This is a genomic window from Pseudomonas sp. MF08831, assembly GCF_059862645.1.
This window is the reverse complement of the sequence record NZ_JCBCUX010000023.1, coordinates 1-15,662: the sequence shown is the minus strand read 5'-3', so window position 1 is coordinate 15,662 and position 15,662 is coordinate 1. Positions and strand designations below refer to the sequence as shown.

Genomic DNA, 15,662 nt, shown 5'->3' with positions numbered 1-15,662 from the left:
ATCATGACCTGCTCAACTGCCATTACTTACAAACCCTTCAGTCACCTGGCCCGTCCACGGGAAGTGATTCGCCAGTTCACGCCCAACTGGTTTGCCGCCACCATGGGCACCGGCGTGCTGGCCCTTGCGCTGGCCCAAGTGCCGGCCCACTTGCCCGGCCTGCACACCATTGCCGAAGGGCTGTGGATGTTCACCGTCGGCCTGTTCGTGCTGTTCAGCGTGTTGTACGCGGCCCGTTGGCTGATGTTTTTCCACGAGGCGCGGCGGATTTTCGGGCACTCCACCGTCTCGATGTTCTTTGGCACCATCCCCATGGGCCTGGCGACGATTATCAATGGTTTGCTGTTGTTTGGGCTGCCGCGCTGGGGCGCCAATGTGGTGCCGTTGGCCGAAGCCTTATGGTGGCTGGACGTGGCGATGGCCCTGGCCTGCGGCGTGCTGATCCCATTCATGATGTTCACGCGTCAGCAGCACAGCATCGACCAGATGACCGCCGTGTGGCTGTTGCCGGTGGTCGCCGCTGAAGTCGCTGCCGCCAGCGGTGGCCTGCTGGCGCCGCACCTGGCCGACGCTCACTCGCAACTGGTGATGCTGGTGACCAGCTATGTGCTGTGGGCGTTTTCCCTGCCGGTAGCCTTCAGCATCCTGACCATCCTGATGCTGCGCATGGCCTTGCACAAACTGCCTCACGCCAACATGGCCGCGTCCAGCTGGCTGGCCCTCGGCCCTATCGGCACCGGTGCATTGGGTATGTTGTTGCTGGGCGGCGACGCACCGACGATCTTCGCGGCCAACGGTTTGCCAGGCGTAGGGGAGATGGCCAACGGCCTCGGCCTGGTGGCCGGCATTACCCTGTGGGGCTTTGGCCTGTGGTGGATGCTGATCGCCGTGTTGATCACCCTGCGTTACTTGCGCGCCGGCATTCCGTTCAACCTGGGCTGGTGGGGTTTTACGTTCCCGCTGGGGGTTTATGCCTTGGCCACACTGAAGCTTGCGAGCCTGCTGCACCTGGGGTTCTTCAGTGTGTTCGGGTGCGTGCTGGTGGTGGCGTTGGCGCTGATGTGGCTGATCGTTGCCACGCGCACTGTGCAGGGCGCCTACAAAGGTGAGCTTTTTGTATCGCCCTGCATTGCAGGACTAGGGAATAAGTAAGCGGGATTAGGTAAAGTCGTGGCCTGTCTTTTTATAAAAAACCGGCAATCAAGCCTACCAGGCCACGCAGGAACACGGACGATGAGCCACCCCTCACAATTTACCTTGCTGCGCACACGGCGTTTCCTGCCGTTTTTCATCACCCAGTTGCTGGGCGCCTTCAACGACAACATCTTCAAGCAATCGCTGATCCTGGCCATTCTCTACAAGCTCACCATCGACGGTGACCGCTCGATCTGGGTCAACCTGTGCGCATTGTTGTTTATCCTGCCGTTCTTCCTGTTCTCGGCGCTGGCGGGGCAATTCGGCGAGAAATTCAACAAGGACGCACTGATCCGCGCGATCAAGATCGGTGAGATCGTGATCATGAGCGTCGGCGCCACCGGGTTCCTGTTCAACCACCTGGAGCTGATGCTGCTGGCGCTGTTTGCCATGGGCACGCATTCGGCGCTGTTCGGGCCGGTGAAGTATTCGATCATGCCCCAAGCCCTGCACGACGATGAATTGGTGGGCGGTAACGGCCTGGTGGAAATGGGCACGTTTCTGGCGATCCTGGCCGGCACCATTGGCGCCGGGATCATGATGTCTTCGACCCATTACGCACCGATCGTGGCCGTGGCAATTGTCGGTGTGGCGGTGCTGGGTTATTTGGCCAGCCGCAGTATTCCGCGCGCGGCGGCGTCTACCCCAGGGCTGCGCCTGAACTGGAACATATTCAGCGAATCGTGGGCCACCTTGCGCCTGGGCTTGGGGCAGACCCCGGCGGTGTCGCGTTCGATTGTCGGCAACTCGTGGTTCTGGTTTGTCGGCGCGATTTACCTGACGCAAATCCCGGCCTACGCCAAGGAGTGGTTGTACGGCGATGAAACTGTAGTGACCTTGATCCTCACGGTGTTCTCGGTCGGTATCGCCCTGGGCTCGATGCTCTGTGAAAAGCTCTCCGGGCGTAAAGTGGAAATCGGCCTGGTGCCCTTTGGCTCATTTGGCCTGACAGTGTTCGGGCTGCTGCTGTGGTGGCACTCCGGCGGCTTCCCGCAAAGTGCTCAGGAACATGACTGGCTCGGCGTACTCGGCTACGGCCAGGCCTGGTGGGTGTTGTTCGATATCCTCGGGCTGGGCGTGTTCGGCGGCTTCTATATCGTGCCGCTGTATGCGCTGATCCAGTCGCGCACCGCTGAAAACGAGCGTGCGCGGGTGATCGCGGCCAACAACATTCTCAATGCGCTGTTCATGGTGGTGTCGGCCATCGTGTCGATCCTGCTGCTGAGCGTGGCCAAGCTGTCGATTCCCGAATTGTTCCTGGTGGTGTCGCTGCTCAATATCGCGGTCAACACCTACATCTTCAGGATCGTCCCCGAGTTCACCATGCGTTTCATGATCTGGCTGCTCAGCCATTCCATGTACCGCGTGGAGCACCGCAACCTTGAGCTGATTCCAGACGAGGGCGCGGCGTTGCTGGTGTGCAACCACGTGTCGTTTGTCGATGCGCTGTTGATCGGCGGCGCAGTGCGTCGGCCGATTCGCTTTGTCATGTACTACAAAATCTACCGTTTGCCGGTGCTCAATTTCATCTTCCGCACTGCGGGGGCGATTCCGATTGCCGGGCGTCATGAGGATATCCAGATCTACGAAAAGGCCTTCGCGCGAATTGCCCAGTACTTGAAGGAAGGCGAGTTGGTGTGCATTTTTCCGGAAGGCAAGCTCACCGGGGACGGTGAGATGAATGAGTTCCGCGGGGGCGTGACGCGCATTCTGGAAGAAACGCCGGTGCCGGTGATTCCAATGGCGTTGCAGGGCTTGTGGGGGAGTTTTTTCAGTCGTGATCCGAACAAGGGGTTCTTCCACCGGATCTGGTCGCGGGTGGTGCTGCTAGCGGGTGAGCCGGTGACGGTCGAGGCGGCGACGCCTGCGCAGTTGCAGGAACGGGTGGGGGTATTGCGGGGGAGTGTCAGGTAGTTTTTTACTGACTGTTCGGGCTTCTTCGCGAGCAAGCCCGCTCCCACCGTTGACCGAGTTGTTCAAGCGAACGCGGTTTAATATGGGAGCTGGCTTGCTGCGACAGCGACAGTGAATTAGGCGCTGATCTTAAGGCCAATCAGCCCGCAGATAATCAACGCCACACTGGCCAACCGGAACAACGCCATGGACTCGCCAAACAGGATGATCCCGGCGATCACCGTGCCCACCGCGCCGACACCGGTCCAGATGGCATAGGCGGTGCCCAGCGGCAGTTCTTTCATGGCAAGGCCCAGCAGGCCGAGGCTGATGGCCATGGCGGCAATCGTCAGGGCGGTGGGCAATGGCTTGCTGAAACCATCGGTGTACTTCAAACCGACCGCCCAGCCCACTTCAAACAGCCCGGCAAAAAACAGGATGATCCAGGACATGATGACCTCTCTTCTAAAAGTGGGGTCGTCCCCTGGAATAGCGCTCGACAGCGTCGCGGGGTCGTCCCCGCGAAGCTCGGTAGAGTGCCGAATATCGATCAGGCGATCAAGTTTTCGGCGTGTTTTCCAATACCCGGCGGTCTTCCTTTTCGCTCATGCGGCGGAAGTAGGTCGACAACAACGCCCCGGAAATATTGTGCCAGACGCTGAACAGCGCGCTGGGTACCGCCGCCAATGGCGAAAAATGCGCACTGGCCAACGCGGCGCCCAGCCCGGAGTTCTGCATGCCGACTTCCAGCGCCAGCGACTTGCGCTGGGCCAGTGGCAGTTTGAACAACCGGCCGGTGAAGTAACCCAGTAAGTAGCCGAAGCTGTTGTGCAGCATCACCACGGCCATGATCAACAGGCCCGATTCGGCGATCTTGGCCTGACTCGCCGCCACCACGGCCGCAACGATGATCACGATGCTCACCACCGACACCAGTGGCAGTACTTGCACCGCATGGCGCACGCGCTCGCCGAGCACACGTTGCGCGATCACGCCGAGCACAATCGGCAGCAGCACCACTTGCAGGATCGACCAGAACAACTCCATGAACGACACCGGCAGCCAGGCCGACGCCAGCAGCCAGATCAGCGCCGGCGTGAGCAGCGGGGCGAGAAGGGTGGTAACGGCGGCAATCGCCACCGACAGCGCCAGGTCACCACGGGCAAGCCAGGTCATCACGTTGGACGAGGTGCCGCTTGGGCAGCACCCGACAAGGATCACGCCGACGGCAATTTCCGGCGGCAGGTGGAAGGCCTGGCACAGCAACCACGCCATGCCCGGCATGATCACAAAGTGCGCGACCACACCCAGGGCCACGCGCCACGGATGGCGGGCAACCTCGGCGAAGTCTTCAAGTTTCAAGGTCAGCCCCATGCCGAACATCACCAGTCCCAGCAGCGGCACAATGGCGCCTTTCAGGCCAATGAACCAGCCGGGCTCAAGGAAGGCGAGCACCGCGAAAATCAACACCCAGTAGGCGAAGGTATTGCCGACGAAACGGCTCAAGGCGGCGAGTGCGCGCATGGGGATGTCCTTGTTATTAGTTAAGTTCGGTAACGCGGATGTCTGCTTGGAAACCCAATCAAATGTGGGAGCGGGGTTGCTCGCGAATGTTGTGAATCAGTCAACCTATCCAGTGACTGACCCACCGCATTCGCGAGCAAGCCCGCTCCCACATGTTGACCTTGAGTCGACTTAGATGCCCTGAGGGGTTTCTTCGCCGCCCAGTGCCTCAACCAGCGCCGGCAGAAATTCGCCGAACGTCAGCATCATCAGGGTAAAGCTGGCGTCCAGTTGGCCCAGGGCTTCGTCGCCGCCGTCCTGTTCGGCCTGGTCTTGCAGCAGGTCTTCGAACTTCAGGCGCTTGACGGTCATTTTGTCGTCGAGCATGAAGGACAACTTGTCCTGCCAGGCCAGTGACAGTTGGGTCACGACTTTGCCCGTGGTCAAGTGCAGCTGGATTTCTTCACCGGTCAGGTCCTGGCGCTTGCAGCGCACAATGCCGCCGTCTTCATGGGTGTCGCGCAGTTCGCATTCGTCGAGGACGAAGAAGTCATCGGCCGGTTTCTGCGTGGTAACCCAATCGGTCATGATCGCGGTTGGCGCGGTTTTTACCGTGAGTGGGCGAACCGGCAGGGTGCCGATCACTTCACGCAGGGTCGACAGCAGGTCTTCGGCGCGCTTGGGGCTTGCCGAGTTGACCAGGATCAGGCCCTGTTTCGGCGCAATGGCGGCGAAGGTCGACGAGCGACGGATAAAGGCGCGCGGCAGGAAGGCCTGGATGATTTCATCCTTGATCTGGTCGCGTTCCTTTTTATAGACCTTGCGCATTTGCTCGGCTTCGATCTCTTCGACTTTCTCTTTGACTGCGTCGCGCACCACGCTACCCGGCAGGATGCGTTCTTCCTTGCGCGCGGCGATCAGCAGGAAGTCACCGCTGACGTGAACCAGGGGAGCGTCTTCACCCTTACCAAAAGGGGCGACGAAACCGTAAGTGGTCAACTCCTGGCTTGCACAAGGGCGCGCCAGTTTGGTGGCCATGGCCGCTTCCAACGCCTCGGCATCAACAGGCAGATCTTGGGTCAGGCGATAGATAAGCAGGTTCTTGAACCACATGGGGTGAGTCTCTCCTTTATACAAAGGGGGGCATTATTCTCTTGATAGCGCTCGAGGCCAACCCTGCCTAAGCCATTGGAAGGGCTGAAAAAAAAGATTTAAGAAAGTGCTTGCCAGACCTAGGGTCGCTCCGTAGAATGCGCGCCACACCGAAACGAAGGGTGATTAGCTCAGCTGGGAGAGCATCTGCCTTACAAGCAGAGGGTCGGCGGTTCGATCCCGTCATCACCCACCATTCGCTTCATGTGTTACGCGCAGCGGTAGTTCAGTCGGTTAGAATACCGGCCTGTCACGCCGGGGGTCGCGGGTTCGAGTCCCGTCCGCTGCGCCATATTTGCTTCCACTAAGGCCCACTGAACGCCTGGAAGCTACGGAAATAGCGGCCTTGAGCCGCTTTTTTCGTTTTCTGAATTCCATTGGAATCCATCTCCAGCCACGGTTTTTAAGTACACATTTAAGTACACCGCTGGCACAGCCTTTTACGATTCCTTGCGCATCAATTTTCTTATTGGTCCGTCTACCGCTGGGTTGTATTCCCCTCCTTGATGCAAAAGGAGGTGTCTGATGGCTCTGACAGATACAGCGATCAAGCAAGCCAAGCCCGCCAGCAAGCCTTACACGTTAACTGATGGGGATGGCTTATCTCTGCAAGTGCCCACGACGGGTTCGAAGCGCTGGCATTTCCGCTTCTATTGGCATGACAAGCAATTGCGTATTTCCCTTGGCATCTATCCCGACGTCAGTCTCAAGGAGGCTCGCCAGCGGAGAGAGGCTGCACGCGCGCTGGTGGCCAACAATATCGATCCCCGCTCACATCGTCGCGCCGAGCGCCAAAAAGCCTCTCACGCCGCCAACAACACGTTTGAAGCGGTTGCTGGTCGCTGGCATGAGTTCCGAAGTAAAAAGCTGACGAAAAGTAAGAGGGGCAGTGCAGGGCAAGCGAGCAAATACCTGAAGAAGGACATGCTGCCGTGTTTGGGCGATCTTCCGATCTCAGATATTTCTCGTGGTGACGTGCTGGAGCTCATTAGGCGAATTGAGCGCAGAGGGGCGCTGGTCTCTGCTCGAAAGGTGCGCACCTGGCTCAACCAGATCTTCCGTTTTGCCATGGCGGAAGGGCTCCTTGATGTGAACCCAGCAGCAGATCTTGATATCGTTGCCGAGACGCCGCGGCCAGTTCGCCATAATCCTTTCCTCCAGGTAAATGAACTTCCAGGACTGCTAAGGACCGTAACCAACTATGGGTGTGCAGAAGCGACACGACTTGGTATCCGTCTATTGCTGTTGACAGGGGTGCGTACAGGAGAGCTACGTGCGGCGACGCCAGACCAATTCGACCTCGACAAGGGGATCTGGCTGGTGCCGCCGGAGGGTGTCAAGCAACTCCGGAGTCGTGTTCGAACCCAGGGGAATGAGATCCCACCTTATGTAATTCCACTGTCTACCCAAGCAATTGCAATTGTGCAGCGGCTAATGCAGCTAAGGGCGCGCGGTGCGCGGTACCTGCTGGTTCACCGATACGAATCGCAGGAAATGATCAGTGAAAATACCCTTAACACCGCGATTAGCCGTATGGGTTACAAAGGAAGGCTCACCGGTCATGGCATCAGGGCTACCATCTCCACGGCGCTTAATGAGGTTGGCTTTGTAGAAGAGTGGATTGAGGCGCAGCTTTCACACGCTGATACCAACCAAATTCGGGCTGCATACAATCATGCAGAATACGTCGAGCCGAGACGTAGGATGATGCAATATTGGGCGGATTTATTAGATGCGCTAGAGGGCGGCGTTTCTCCGCCTACGCCCGAAGCATACATGCCGCATACCGGGCGAATTTCAATGGGGTGTCTGAGTGCACAGCGGGAGTCGGCTGATTAATAGTATCGGGTGCTAGGGGTCGAGTGTTCGAATCACTCCGTCCCGGCCATATTCTATGACTTAGCCCAATCTTCACCGGTTGGGCTTTTTCATGTCTAAAAAATACTCCCACGGATATTTTGGATCTGGATAGCGTTGCCATTCCGAAGGCGCAATTGTGTTCTGATCTCATGTCCGGAGGCTCTCCGTGCCAAGGCGATGCTCTGAAGTGGCAAGTGCGTTCGTCTACTGCATTGCCCATATCGGAGGTCCGAGAGGCGAGCACCGGGGGATGGGTATTGGCGGGTGATAGTCTCGGTTGCTGCGGAGGCCATTCAGACAATCTCTCAGGCCGGCAGAGGTATTAGGTATCACGCAGTTTCAGCGGCGTGACGTGGAGAGGGCTGATCAAGCATGATCCCGCTCAGCGAGCCGCAACCATCAGCAGCAACCACGGGTGGACGTGGGTATAGCATTTTGCTAGCTTCGATTCATTTTCCGTTACTCCCTAGGTGACCTTTTCGGCGTCGACTGACCCGTTTTACAGCTCTGTTGGGTACAACCAAGTACCGCCTAGGGTTGAGATCGCGCGCAAGGACAGTCTTCCAGCCCCTTTCACATCAGTTGCGTGAGGCAAACAAGGAGTTCAGTTTGGCGGCCGTATTTATCCACCTCTCCGATATTCACTTCGGACAAGAAAAAGCTAGCAGCATTCGGATAGTCAACGAGGACGCTCGCAGGCAGTTAATCGAAGATGCGGCCGCACACGTGGCTACACTACCTACCAGAACAGCTTCGGGCATCTTAGTGACGGGAGACATCGCATATGCGGGCAAACGTCATGAGTATGACGCAGCTGGATTGTGGCTTGATGAACTTGCCTCCCGCGTTGGTTGTACGGCAGCTGATATTCAAATGGTCCCAGGAAATCACGATGTCGATCGAGATCAGATCAAAGGATTGACTGAAATGATGCTCGCGGCGATCGGTAACGAAGGTGAAGCGAAGCTGGATGACTTTCTTGAAGAGGCGGTGGCAAGAGAGGTCCTTTATCGTCGCTTTGAAGAGTACCGACGCTTCGCCGACGCTTACCAGTGTCCGCTCGACTGCAGCGGCAATAGCAGTGCAGAGCGTAGGGTGGAGCTCGCCAATGGACGAGCGATTCGCTTTGTCCGACTAAACTCCGCTTTGATTTGTTCGAGGCGTAAAGACGAAAAGGGAAATTTGCTTCTGGGAGCCCGCCAGCGGGTTATGAATGAGGCGATCGGCGAAGAGCTGGTGGTGCTAACTCATCATCCACTTGATTGGTACGCCGACTCGGCTGAGACCAAGAGGTTCTTAAGAAGCCGAGCTCGAGTTTTCATTTCCGGCCATGAGCACCTGGCAGCAGTAGATGTCCAAAACGTAGAACCTGGGCGCGACCTCATGATGCTTGCCGCTGGAGCTACGACACCTGATAGCTTCGATGACACCTACACTTATGCTTACAACATTATCCAGTTTGACTGGGATGAGAACGACGATGCTCTTGCCGTAACACTGTACGCCCGAGCATGGAACGACGACATGAAGCGGTTCGAGTCGGACGATATGCGTCTTGGTGGGCATGGGCAACGAACCGTTTTAGGTTCACCCAATTTTCTTAAGGCAACAAGGCCTTCCATCGGCACCAGGGTCAAAACAGGCCAGGATATGGAGCCGGCGCCGGTCGAGATTATCTTACCGCCGGAGGAAGAGATGGCCGGCAACTCGCGCGTTGATGAGACGGAGTATCAGAATCTCCATTTGCGTTTCTTCCGCGATCTTACAGAGGGCGAACGACTTCGTATTTTGGTGGAGCTTGACGCCGTACCTAATGAAAATATGGATCATTTTACTCACGAGACGGAAAGCAAACTTTTCCGAAATATCGCTAAAATGAATCGTTTCGATCAACTGCGCGAAAAGGTGGAAGAAGCCCTCACCAAGCGTAAAACCAACAAGGACAATCAATGAGCAACATGGCCGAATATGCTCGTATTTTTGATACTGGTACTGACGACGGATTGGTGGAGAAACGATTAAAAGCTGTGGCTGAAATCAAAGCGTGGTTTGAAAGTCTCACCCCGGATTTGGCCATTAGTACGGCGAGTCGTATTTCATCCTCATTCGGCACCAGCACATGTCTTCCCGATGAAATTGCAGTCATTGGTGAAGAAATAATTCAGCGGCATGCTGTCTCATTTGTTCGGTCCGCTAATCCAGATGATCTGCAAATCAAGGTGGTTTTGGCAGTCGCCGCAATCGACGTTTTTCAAAGTGTCACTGCTAAAAGCGGTGGAACTTCGGTGGATGCTCTGGCGGCGGCCTTCTGGTCAGCCCTTGCGTTTCAGCGCCCTCTTGAATTGGAGAAGGTTGAACGCCTTCGTCAAGACTTGCTGACAGCCAGCCGCACGCATGCGCTGAAAATTGCCGATGCCGCGCGTGCGCGGCAGACGGTGCCATCAATCGGTCTCGTGTCCATCAGTCAGGATTCAACACAGCCGTCTAGAGTCAATAAAGCCTTTAGCCAGGCCGTAGAGCCAATGATCTCGGCGATGCGTGAAAATGCTGTACTCGACCGTGAAGAGCTGGACTTTATGTGGTGGCTCCTCTCCGGGCGGAGCGAGTTGCTGGACGAGCCGCTCGATAGCTTGCCGGGTGCAGTTCGCGCCGTCGCCGCCGGATTGGATGGGGCGCTCAAATTGAGAAGACTTCCAGCAGACGCTCACCGCAACATCGTTCTGCGTAATATTGAGAATGGCGAACCGTTGTCACTCATGGAGCTTATCGAGCTTTTAGGTGAGCGCCGTACTAAATTAGCCACAAATTTTGGTTCGATTAAGGCTGATGAATCCGCGGTATTTCCGCTTATGGCGGCGATTAAAACCGGGAGTACTGATGCTTGCGCATCGGAGGAAAAGAGGACCGCTTGGGAATGGGGGGGCCGCGCATTACTGGAGGGGGCAATTCAGCATTTGCGTAAAGGGACGGCCAACGGACTATGACCGAGCCAGTGTGTACAGTCCCGGAATGCACATACTCACAGACTGGGGTATGCATGCAGAGCTATGCCACGCTTGAGGAGTGCCCAGCTCATCACGCATTTTTGTCCGTGACTGACGATTTGGACCTCTTGAGGGATGAGACGAGCACCGATTATGAGGGGAAGACGGTCTATGAAATTAAGGCAGACCTTGGTCTAGGCGAGGCCGTCCTAAATGCGCCCATGCACAAGGCTCAGTTGCCACGCAGTGGCACACTTGGATTAGCAGAGGCTGATCTACTGATGAGCGAGAGATACGTCAACCTGATCGGCATTGTTGGTCTACCCGATGCCGGTAAAACAGCCTGTATTGCAAGCCTTTATCTACAACTGGCTCATGACTCCCTCGAGGGCTTCAGCTATGCAGATAGCATGACGCTCATGGCGTTGGAGGAGATTTCCCGCGGTTCACGACGCTGGAATGATGGCCGTCCTCCTAGACAGATGACGGTCCATACAGAACTGCCCGATGACAGGCAGGCGGGCTTTTTACATCTGAGGTTGCGACGCCATTCAGACGCTCACAAATTCGATGTTTTGATGCCTGACCTCCCAGGCGAATGGTCTCGGAGCCTGATTCAATCTGGCGATTCAGAGAGATTCACCTTTCTCCAGGCCGCCGAGGTTGTTTGGATTATGGTGAACGGCCGAGACTTTCTTGACGTTAAAACTCGCGAACTGGCAATCCATAGGACGACGAATCTCCTCGAGCGTCTTTCTTTGCTGCTTCCAGTCTCACGGCCAAAAATTATTCTCGTCGCCAGTTGGCGAGACAGCGGAAGCATCCCTGAGCAGGTATTAAAGCGCGTGCAGGACTCGGGCGGAGAATTTGGTTTCAAGATTGAGCTTGCTTCGATCGCATCTTTTTCTGAGAGTCACGAAGTAGCACCGGGTTCTGGTTTTGCTGAGCTAATTAGTCGGTCGCTTAAGCTTTCAGAGAAAACTCCGGATCCATGGCCTATGGACCAAGCGTCAAATTCGCATCGGGCGTTTCTCAACTTCGGAAAGAATTTATGAATCGGAAGTCTATAATTCTTGTAGGCGGGCCTGACTCCGGTAAGAGCAATTACGTAGGGAGGCTTTGGGCCGCGCTGAAAGCTGGCAAAGGGCAACTGCAACGCGCAGGTATGCCGCAAAATATTGAGTATGTAGAGAGCATCTGCGAAAACTTGCTTCAAGGCGAATTCGCTGGTCGAACGGATACCAATACTGAGCGGCAGGATTTTTGTGTACCGCTCAAACTTGAGCAGAGTAATAATCCGACTGAATTAATCGTCCCGGATTTTACTGGTGAGCTTTGGCGAGACGCTGTGAAAAACTCAGACATCCCACGTGAATGGTTGGACACGTTGGAGAGCGCTGAGGGTGCGCTGCTCTTTGTGCGAGTACTTTCACCCCTGAACGTGCAACCGCTCGACTGGGTGGCCACACGAAGTGCCCTTAGCTTCATCGGAGAGGGGAACGAGGAGGTGGAGCTGCCTACTCAAGTGATTCTTTGTGAGCTCTTACGTCTCTTGCAGCAGCGTCTCTCTATGAGACCAGATGGTAAAAAACCACGAGTGGCCATTGTTGTGACTGCTTGGGATAAGTTAGACGCTGCTAGCCAAGAAGCTGGTCCGCAGGCCTATTTACGTAAGCAATTTCCATTATTTGCTGGGGCGCTAGAGGATGCTCGGCGAGTCGAGGCGCGAGTCTACGGGGTCAGCATCGTGGGCGGAGATCTGCAGTACGACCCTGACTTTCAGGAAAAATATCAGAGTATGATCATGGCTGAGAGTGGTTCCGTTACTCTCGAGCGTGATGGCGCATGGTATCAAGATGCTGATGTCACAATACCTGTAGCTTGGGCGATTGGCGCCCAATGAAATCATGACAATTTTAGATCAGCAGCTACATGGCTACCGTAATGGGCATCAGCTCCTCTCTTCTTCGGCCAAGCTGTCAAAGGCCGATCAGGATTTGGTTGACCGCCTATCTGACGTGGCCGGACCGCTTCGACCTGGCGAGCATTTTGATTCCTACCTCACCTGCTACCCACTTCCATCGGGATCGTACTACGTCATTGCACGAACATGGCAGGACTTGGATGCGCCGAGAGCGGGTTGTGTTCGAACCCGAAGTTATTTCATTCCGGTACCGGATTGGACCACTAATGTTGACATTCTGGCATTGGTTAAATCGCTTACTCTCGAAGGACCCACTGCGCCCGCTAAGCGAATTCATCTTGCTCGAGAAACTGGTACGTTTGCGTCAGTTGACGCCTCTGAATGCATCGAATTGGTCGAAGCGTTGTTCCTTGAGGATCGTAAACCGATTGTCGTTTTCGACGCTTCTAAGCCGGAAGGAATTACGCTTCGGCTTCTGACAGCGCTATGGCCGTCTTTGCGAACAAGATTTGCTGTCTCCACTTTTGCTCTATCACCTCGATCCATCGGCAGCATCAGCTTTGACCTAGTGTTCGCGCCCAAGAATGCCAGGTCTCGCTTCAGTGATTGGCCGGGTCGTCGCATTGATGGGCGCAATTTTGCTGAAGGCCGTCACCGATGGTCTCGAAAAATTGTGCAGAGCGTATTTCAGGATCAGCCGCCTGTTCTGCTGAGCGACGACGTGTTGGGTGAGCTATCGACAGCTCAAGGTGGAACCGAGGCGGATTTGAGGATATCTCTTCTTTGGAACGAGCTGTACGAAAAGCTGGAAGTTTCACCCAACGCAGCATTGGGACTGTTGGACATTGCAAATAGCCGATCTCCTCGTAATATCAGGGCAATTAAGCGACTTGAGCCGGAACTCGGTAGTGCGGCAATACGTGCCGCTGAAACGCTCCCGTCCACCGACGCTTGGCGCTTTTTATTAGCACTTACGGAAAAGCTGAATGGCGTACGGCTAAAGCTTTCATCGGCCAAGGCTATCCGGAATGCGGCGATGAACTTAGCCGCGAAGTCCCCAAACGATGCTATTCGCAGTGTCGAAATGCTTGCTTCTAGTCGAGGTCGTAAGCTGCTGATTGGTGCGATTGGAGACGGATTGTCCCAGCGGTTTGACACTGATGTTGCTGAAGGGATAGCCGCGCTTCAGCCGGCGAATGTACTTCAACTCTTATTGCTAAGCTCCCCGCTCTCTAAAGTGGCCCTAAAAAAATTTCCGAGCCTCTCAGAACCGCTTGCGACGGCAATTGCTAACGCATCGAAATCAACTCGTGACTTAGCGACGCGGCGTATTCTGAAATACTTAGTCGAAGAACTATATGCTCCGGCCGCGCGGTCCTTGATCGCTGAACTTGATGAAGAAGAACTGTTGGCGGAAACCAGCTTACTCTTTGAGGCAAACCGTCTCGCTGCTGAGAGCCTGCACCGACCTTTGGCTGAAAGGGCAAAGGAAATAGGCGCACTATCTCCTTTACGCACCCTGACCGCTAGTTTTCCAGAGAGTGCGGGAGCAGATGCGCTCCTTACTCATCTTATAGCGCCAGTCAGGGAAGACCTCGAATGGATGATGACTCTTAGTCTGATCACGGATCAGCGACGGCTTCAACATGTATCCCGATTGTTGCAGTCAGCCAGTTTAGGTCAACTAAGATCTATGCTCGGAGGTGTGAACGAAGCTGACGTGTTAGAACTATTGATGAAGGATCTTAGTGAAAACGTCGATATTGTTAAACGGATCCTGAACGCCAATGTTCTGTCTGCGTCTTCAACGATCAATATGACGCTGCATCTGCTGCCATATGCAGCTGGTGATGATGTCGCAAGGCTGGCTTCGCGCGCGGTGGAGGTTATTCTAGCGCGCGAAGCGGGTGAGGTTGACAGTACTGCATTAGCATTGTTACTTCAGACCGCCGGTGATTGCCTGGACGGGCGCAGAGCTATCTTCATTGGATTGAACAGGAAGACATCGGCTAATGTATTTGCAGGGCATTTATCAGCCTTTAATCATTCATCGAGTGAAGTTCGCCAGCAAATAATGTCTGCAATTCCCGAACTTGCTACAGCTATTATCGCGAGAGGACGAATTGATTATCCGGAGTCGGCGGTCTTGGATGCGGCCAACTTGCTTTGGGATTCTGGTGCCCGCCACCAGCGCGGGTTTCTCGACGCATCTGCGGCGTTAATGCCATTCCTATTGCAAGCGAGGCACGATCCTGTTTCGCCACTGATAGCGGCTGCATTTCCACCAGTTTACAAGTTGTTGATGAAAGAAAATAACGCACCTGACATCCTGAAGTTTTTTCTTTTCGCTGATTGGGACAAGTGCAAAACTGCGCGCCATCATTTGGTAGATGCGTTTATGCATTCAAATTGGCGCGCTACGGACATAGCGCTGGCTGCCGCACGTGCAGGAGATCTCGACAAGATACTTCATCGCATCGCTGAACAAGCTGGGGGAGGGCAGCGAATTTTAGAGATTGAACGCGATCTATTACTCATCCCCAATCCATGGTCAAACCAAATCCGAGGAGCATTGAGATTTCTGACTCGCGATGACTCGTTATCAGATGGACCGAGTTTTTAAGTTTGTCAACTTCTCGCAGGAAACTGGTCAGAACCTGGATTTTCTTTGGGCCTCCCTAACCTTGGCGCATTGTTGAAGGTGGTGTGTCAGCCGGAAGACTTCGGGAGGTATCAAATGACTGACCGACGCCCTTCAACAAGGGCGTCACCTCCATACGCGGCAGTTGTTGGCCGCTTGCTGCCTATGCTTAAGGTCGGTAAAGGACCCGTTGAGGCCCGCCATGAGTGGCTGTGCCATAACATTTTTATCGGTCGCTAAAGGGTATCCGTCCGGCCAACTCACCTTCCGAACTCCAGCATTAAGGGTAAGCGATCCATAAACCCCACCTATCCCAAGGTGGGTCAACGGTTTACCGTGGCATCTCCGGTGAGCAGTTCCACGGCAGCAAGGCTTCGTAGTCTTGTAACCGATCCATCACTCACACATTCAAAGCCGCCCATTGAAGCCCGATGCTGCGCTCCCGATCTCTTTCTGGAGCCAGCACCTCATGATGCGTCCCGACGCCAAAGTCGAAAAAGTTTACCTTTAC

Annotated in this window: 11 protein-coding genes and 2 tRNA genes; 10 read left to right on the top strand and 3 right to left on the bottom strand. The window is 55.2% G+C overall.

Translation table 11 applies throughout. From position 1 onward, the window contains the following. The first annotated feature begins 3 nt into the window (after positions 1-3). Positions 4-1,152 carry a TDT family transporter gene (locus tag AC19YS_RS30760; RefSeq protein ID WP_200625090.1) on the top strand — a complete coding sequence of 383 codons (1,149 nt, stop codon included), beginning with the start codon at positions 4-6 and terminating at the stop codon, positions 1,150-1,152. A gap of 81 nt (positions 1,153-1,233) precedes the next feature. Beyond that, complete coding sequence (locus AC19YS_RS30755) at positions 1,234-3,108, top strand: MFS transporter (RefSeq protein WP_500603464.1); 1,875 nt, start codon at positions 1,234-1,236, stop codon at positions 3,106-3,108. Between the two features lie 116 nt (positions 3,109-3,224). Here the strand turns inward: AC19YS_RS30755 and sugE are convergent, their stop codons facing one another. The 3 genes from sugE to rdgC form a co-directional block, all read right to left on the bottom strand. After that, positions 3,225-3,539: a quaternary ammonium compound efflux SMR transporter SugE gene (gene sugE, locus AC19YS_RS30750; protein ID WP_010166396.1), complete on the bottom strand. Its 315-nt coding sequence runs from the start codon at positions 3,537-3,539 to the stop codon at positions 3,225-3,227. A gap of 106 nt (positions 3,540-3,645) precedes the next feature. Continuing rightward, a complete protein-coding gene (locus AC19YS_RS30745) occupies positions 3,646-4,611 on the bottom strand; it encodes a bile acid:sodium symporter family protein (RefSeq protein WP_106580696.1) in 966 nt (321 codons plus the stop codon). Between the two features lie 171 nt (positions 4,612-4,782). Then, positions 4,783-5,703, bottom strand: coding sequence for a recombination-associated protein RdgC (rdgC, locus tag AC19YS_RS30740; protein ID WP_119735561.1), 921 nt, complete (start codon positions 5,701-5,703; stop codon positions 4,783-4,785). Positions 5,704-5,862: 159 nt separating this feature from the next. Between rdgC and AC19YS_RS30735 the strand changes: the two genes are divergently transcribed. The 8 genes from AC19YS_RS30735 (at position 5,863) to AC19YS_RS30700 (ending at position 15,133) form a co-directional block, all read left to right on the top strand. Beyond that, positions 5,863-5,938, top strand: a tRNA-Val gene (locus tag AC19YS_RS30735). Between the two features lie 19 nt (positions 5,939-5,957). Beyond that, positions 5,958-6,034 (top strand) — tRNA-Asp (locus AC19YS_RS30730). A 233-nt stretch (positions 6,035-6,267) separates the two neighbouring features. Continuing rightward, on the top strand, positions 6,268-7,581 hold the full coding sequence (locus AC19YS_RS30725) for a tyrosine-type recombinase/integrase (protein ID WP_010567522.1): 1,314 nt from the start codon (positions 6,268-6,270) through the stop codon (positions 7,579-7,581). A 630-nt stretch (positions 7,582-8,211) separates the two neighbouring features. Next, the gene (locus tag AC19YS_RS30720) at positions 8,212-9,555 is read left to right on the top strand and encodes a metallophosphoesterase (protein ID WP_042947641.1); all 1,344 of its coding nucleotides are present in this window, start codon (positions 8,212-8,214) and stop codon (positions 9,553-9,555) included. Then, on the top strand, positions 9,552-10,586 hold the full coding sequence (locus tag AC19YS_RS30715) for a GTPase-associated system all-helical protein GASH (protein WP_010567520.1): 1,035 nt from the start codon (positions 9,552-9,554) through the stop codon (positions 10,584-10,586). The genes AC19YS_RS30720 and AC19YS_RS30715 overlap by 4 nt, the downstream gene beginning before the upstream one ends. Positions 10,587-10,639: 53 nt before the next feature. Next, the gene (locus AC19YS_RS30710) at positions 10,640-11,641 is read left to right on the top strand and encodes a TRAFAC clade GTPase domain-containing protein (protein WP_010567519.1); all 1,002 of its coding nucleotides are present in this window, start codon (positions 10,640-10,642) and stop codon (positions 11,639-11,641) included. After that, the gene (locus AC19YS_RS30705; RefSeq protein ID WP_500603463.1) at positions 11,578-12,489 is read left to right on the top strand and encodes a TRAFAC clade GTPase domain-containing protein; all 912 of its coding nucleotides are present in this window, start codon (positions 11,578-11,580) and stop codon (positions 12,487-12,489) included. Before AC19YS_RS30710 ends, AC19YS_RS30705 begins: the two co-directional genes overlap by 64 nt. Positions 12,490-12,493: 4 nt before the next feature. After that, complete coding sequence (locus tag AC19YS_RS30700) at positions 12,494-15,133, top strand: GAP1-N1 domain-containing protein (RefSeq protein WP_081480398.1); 2,640 nt, start codon at positions 12,494-12,496, stop codon at positions 15,131-15,133. Positions 15,134-15,662: the final 529 nt, after the last annotated feature.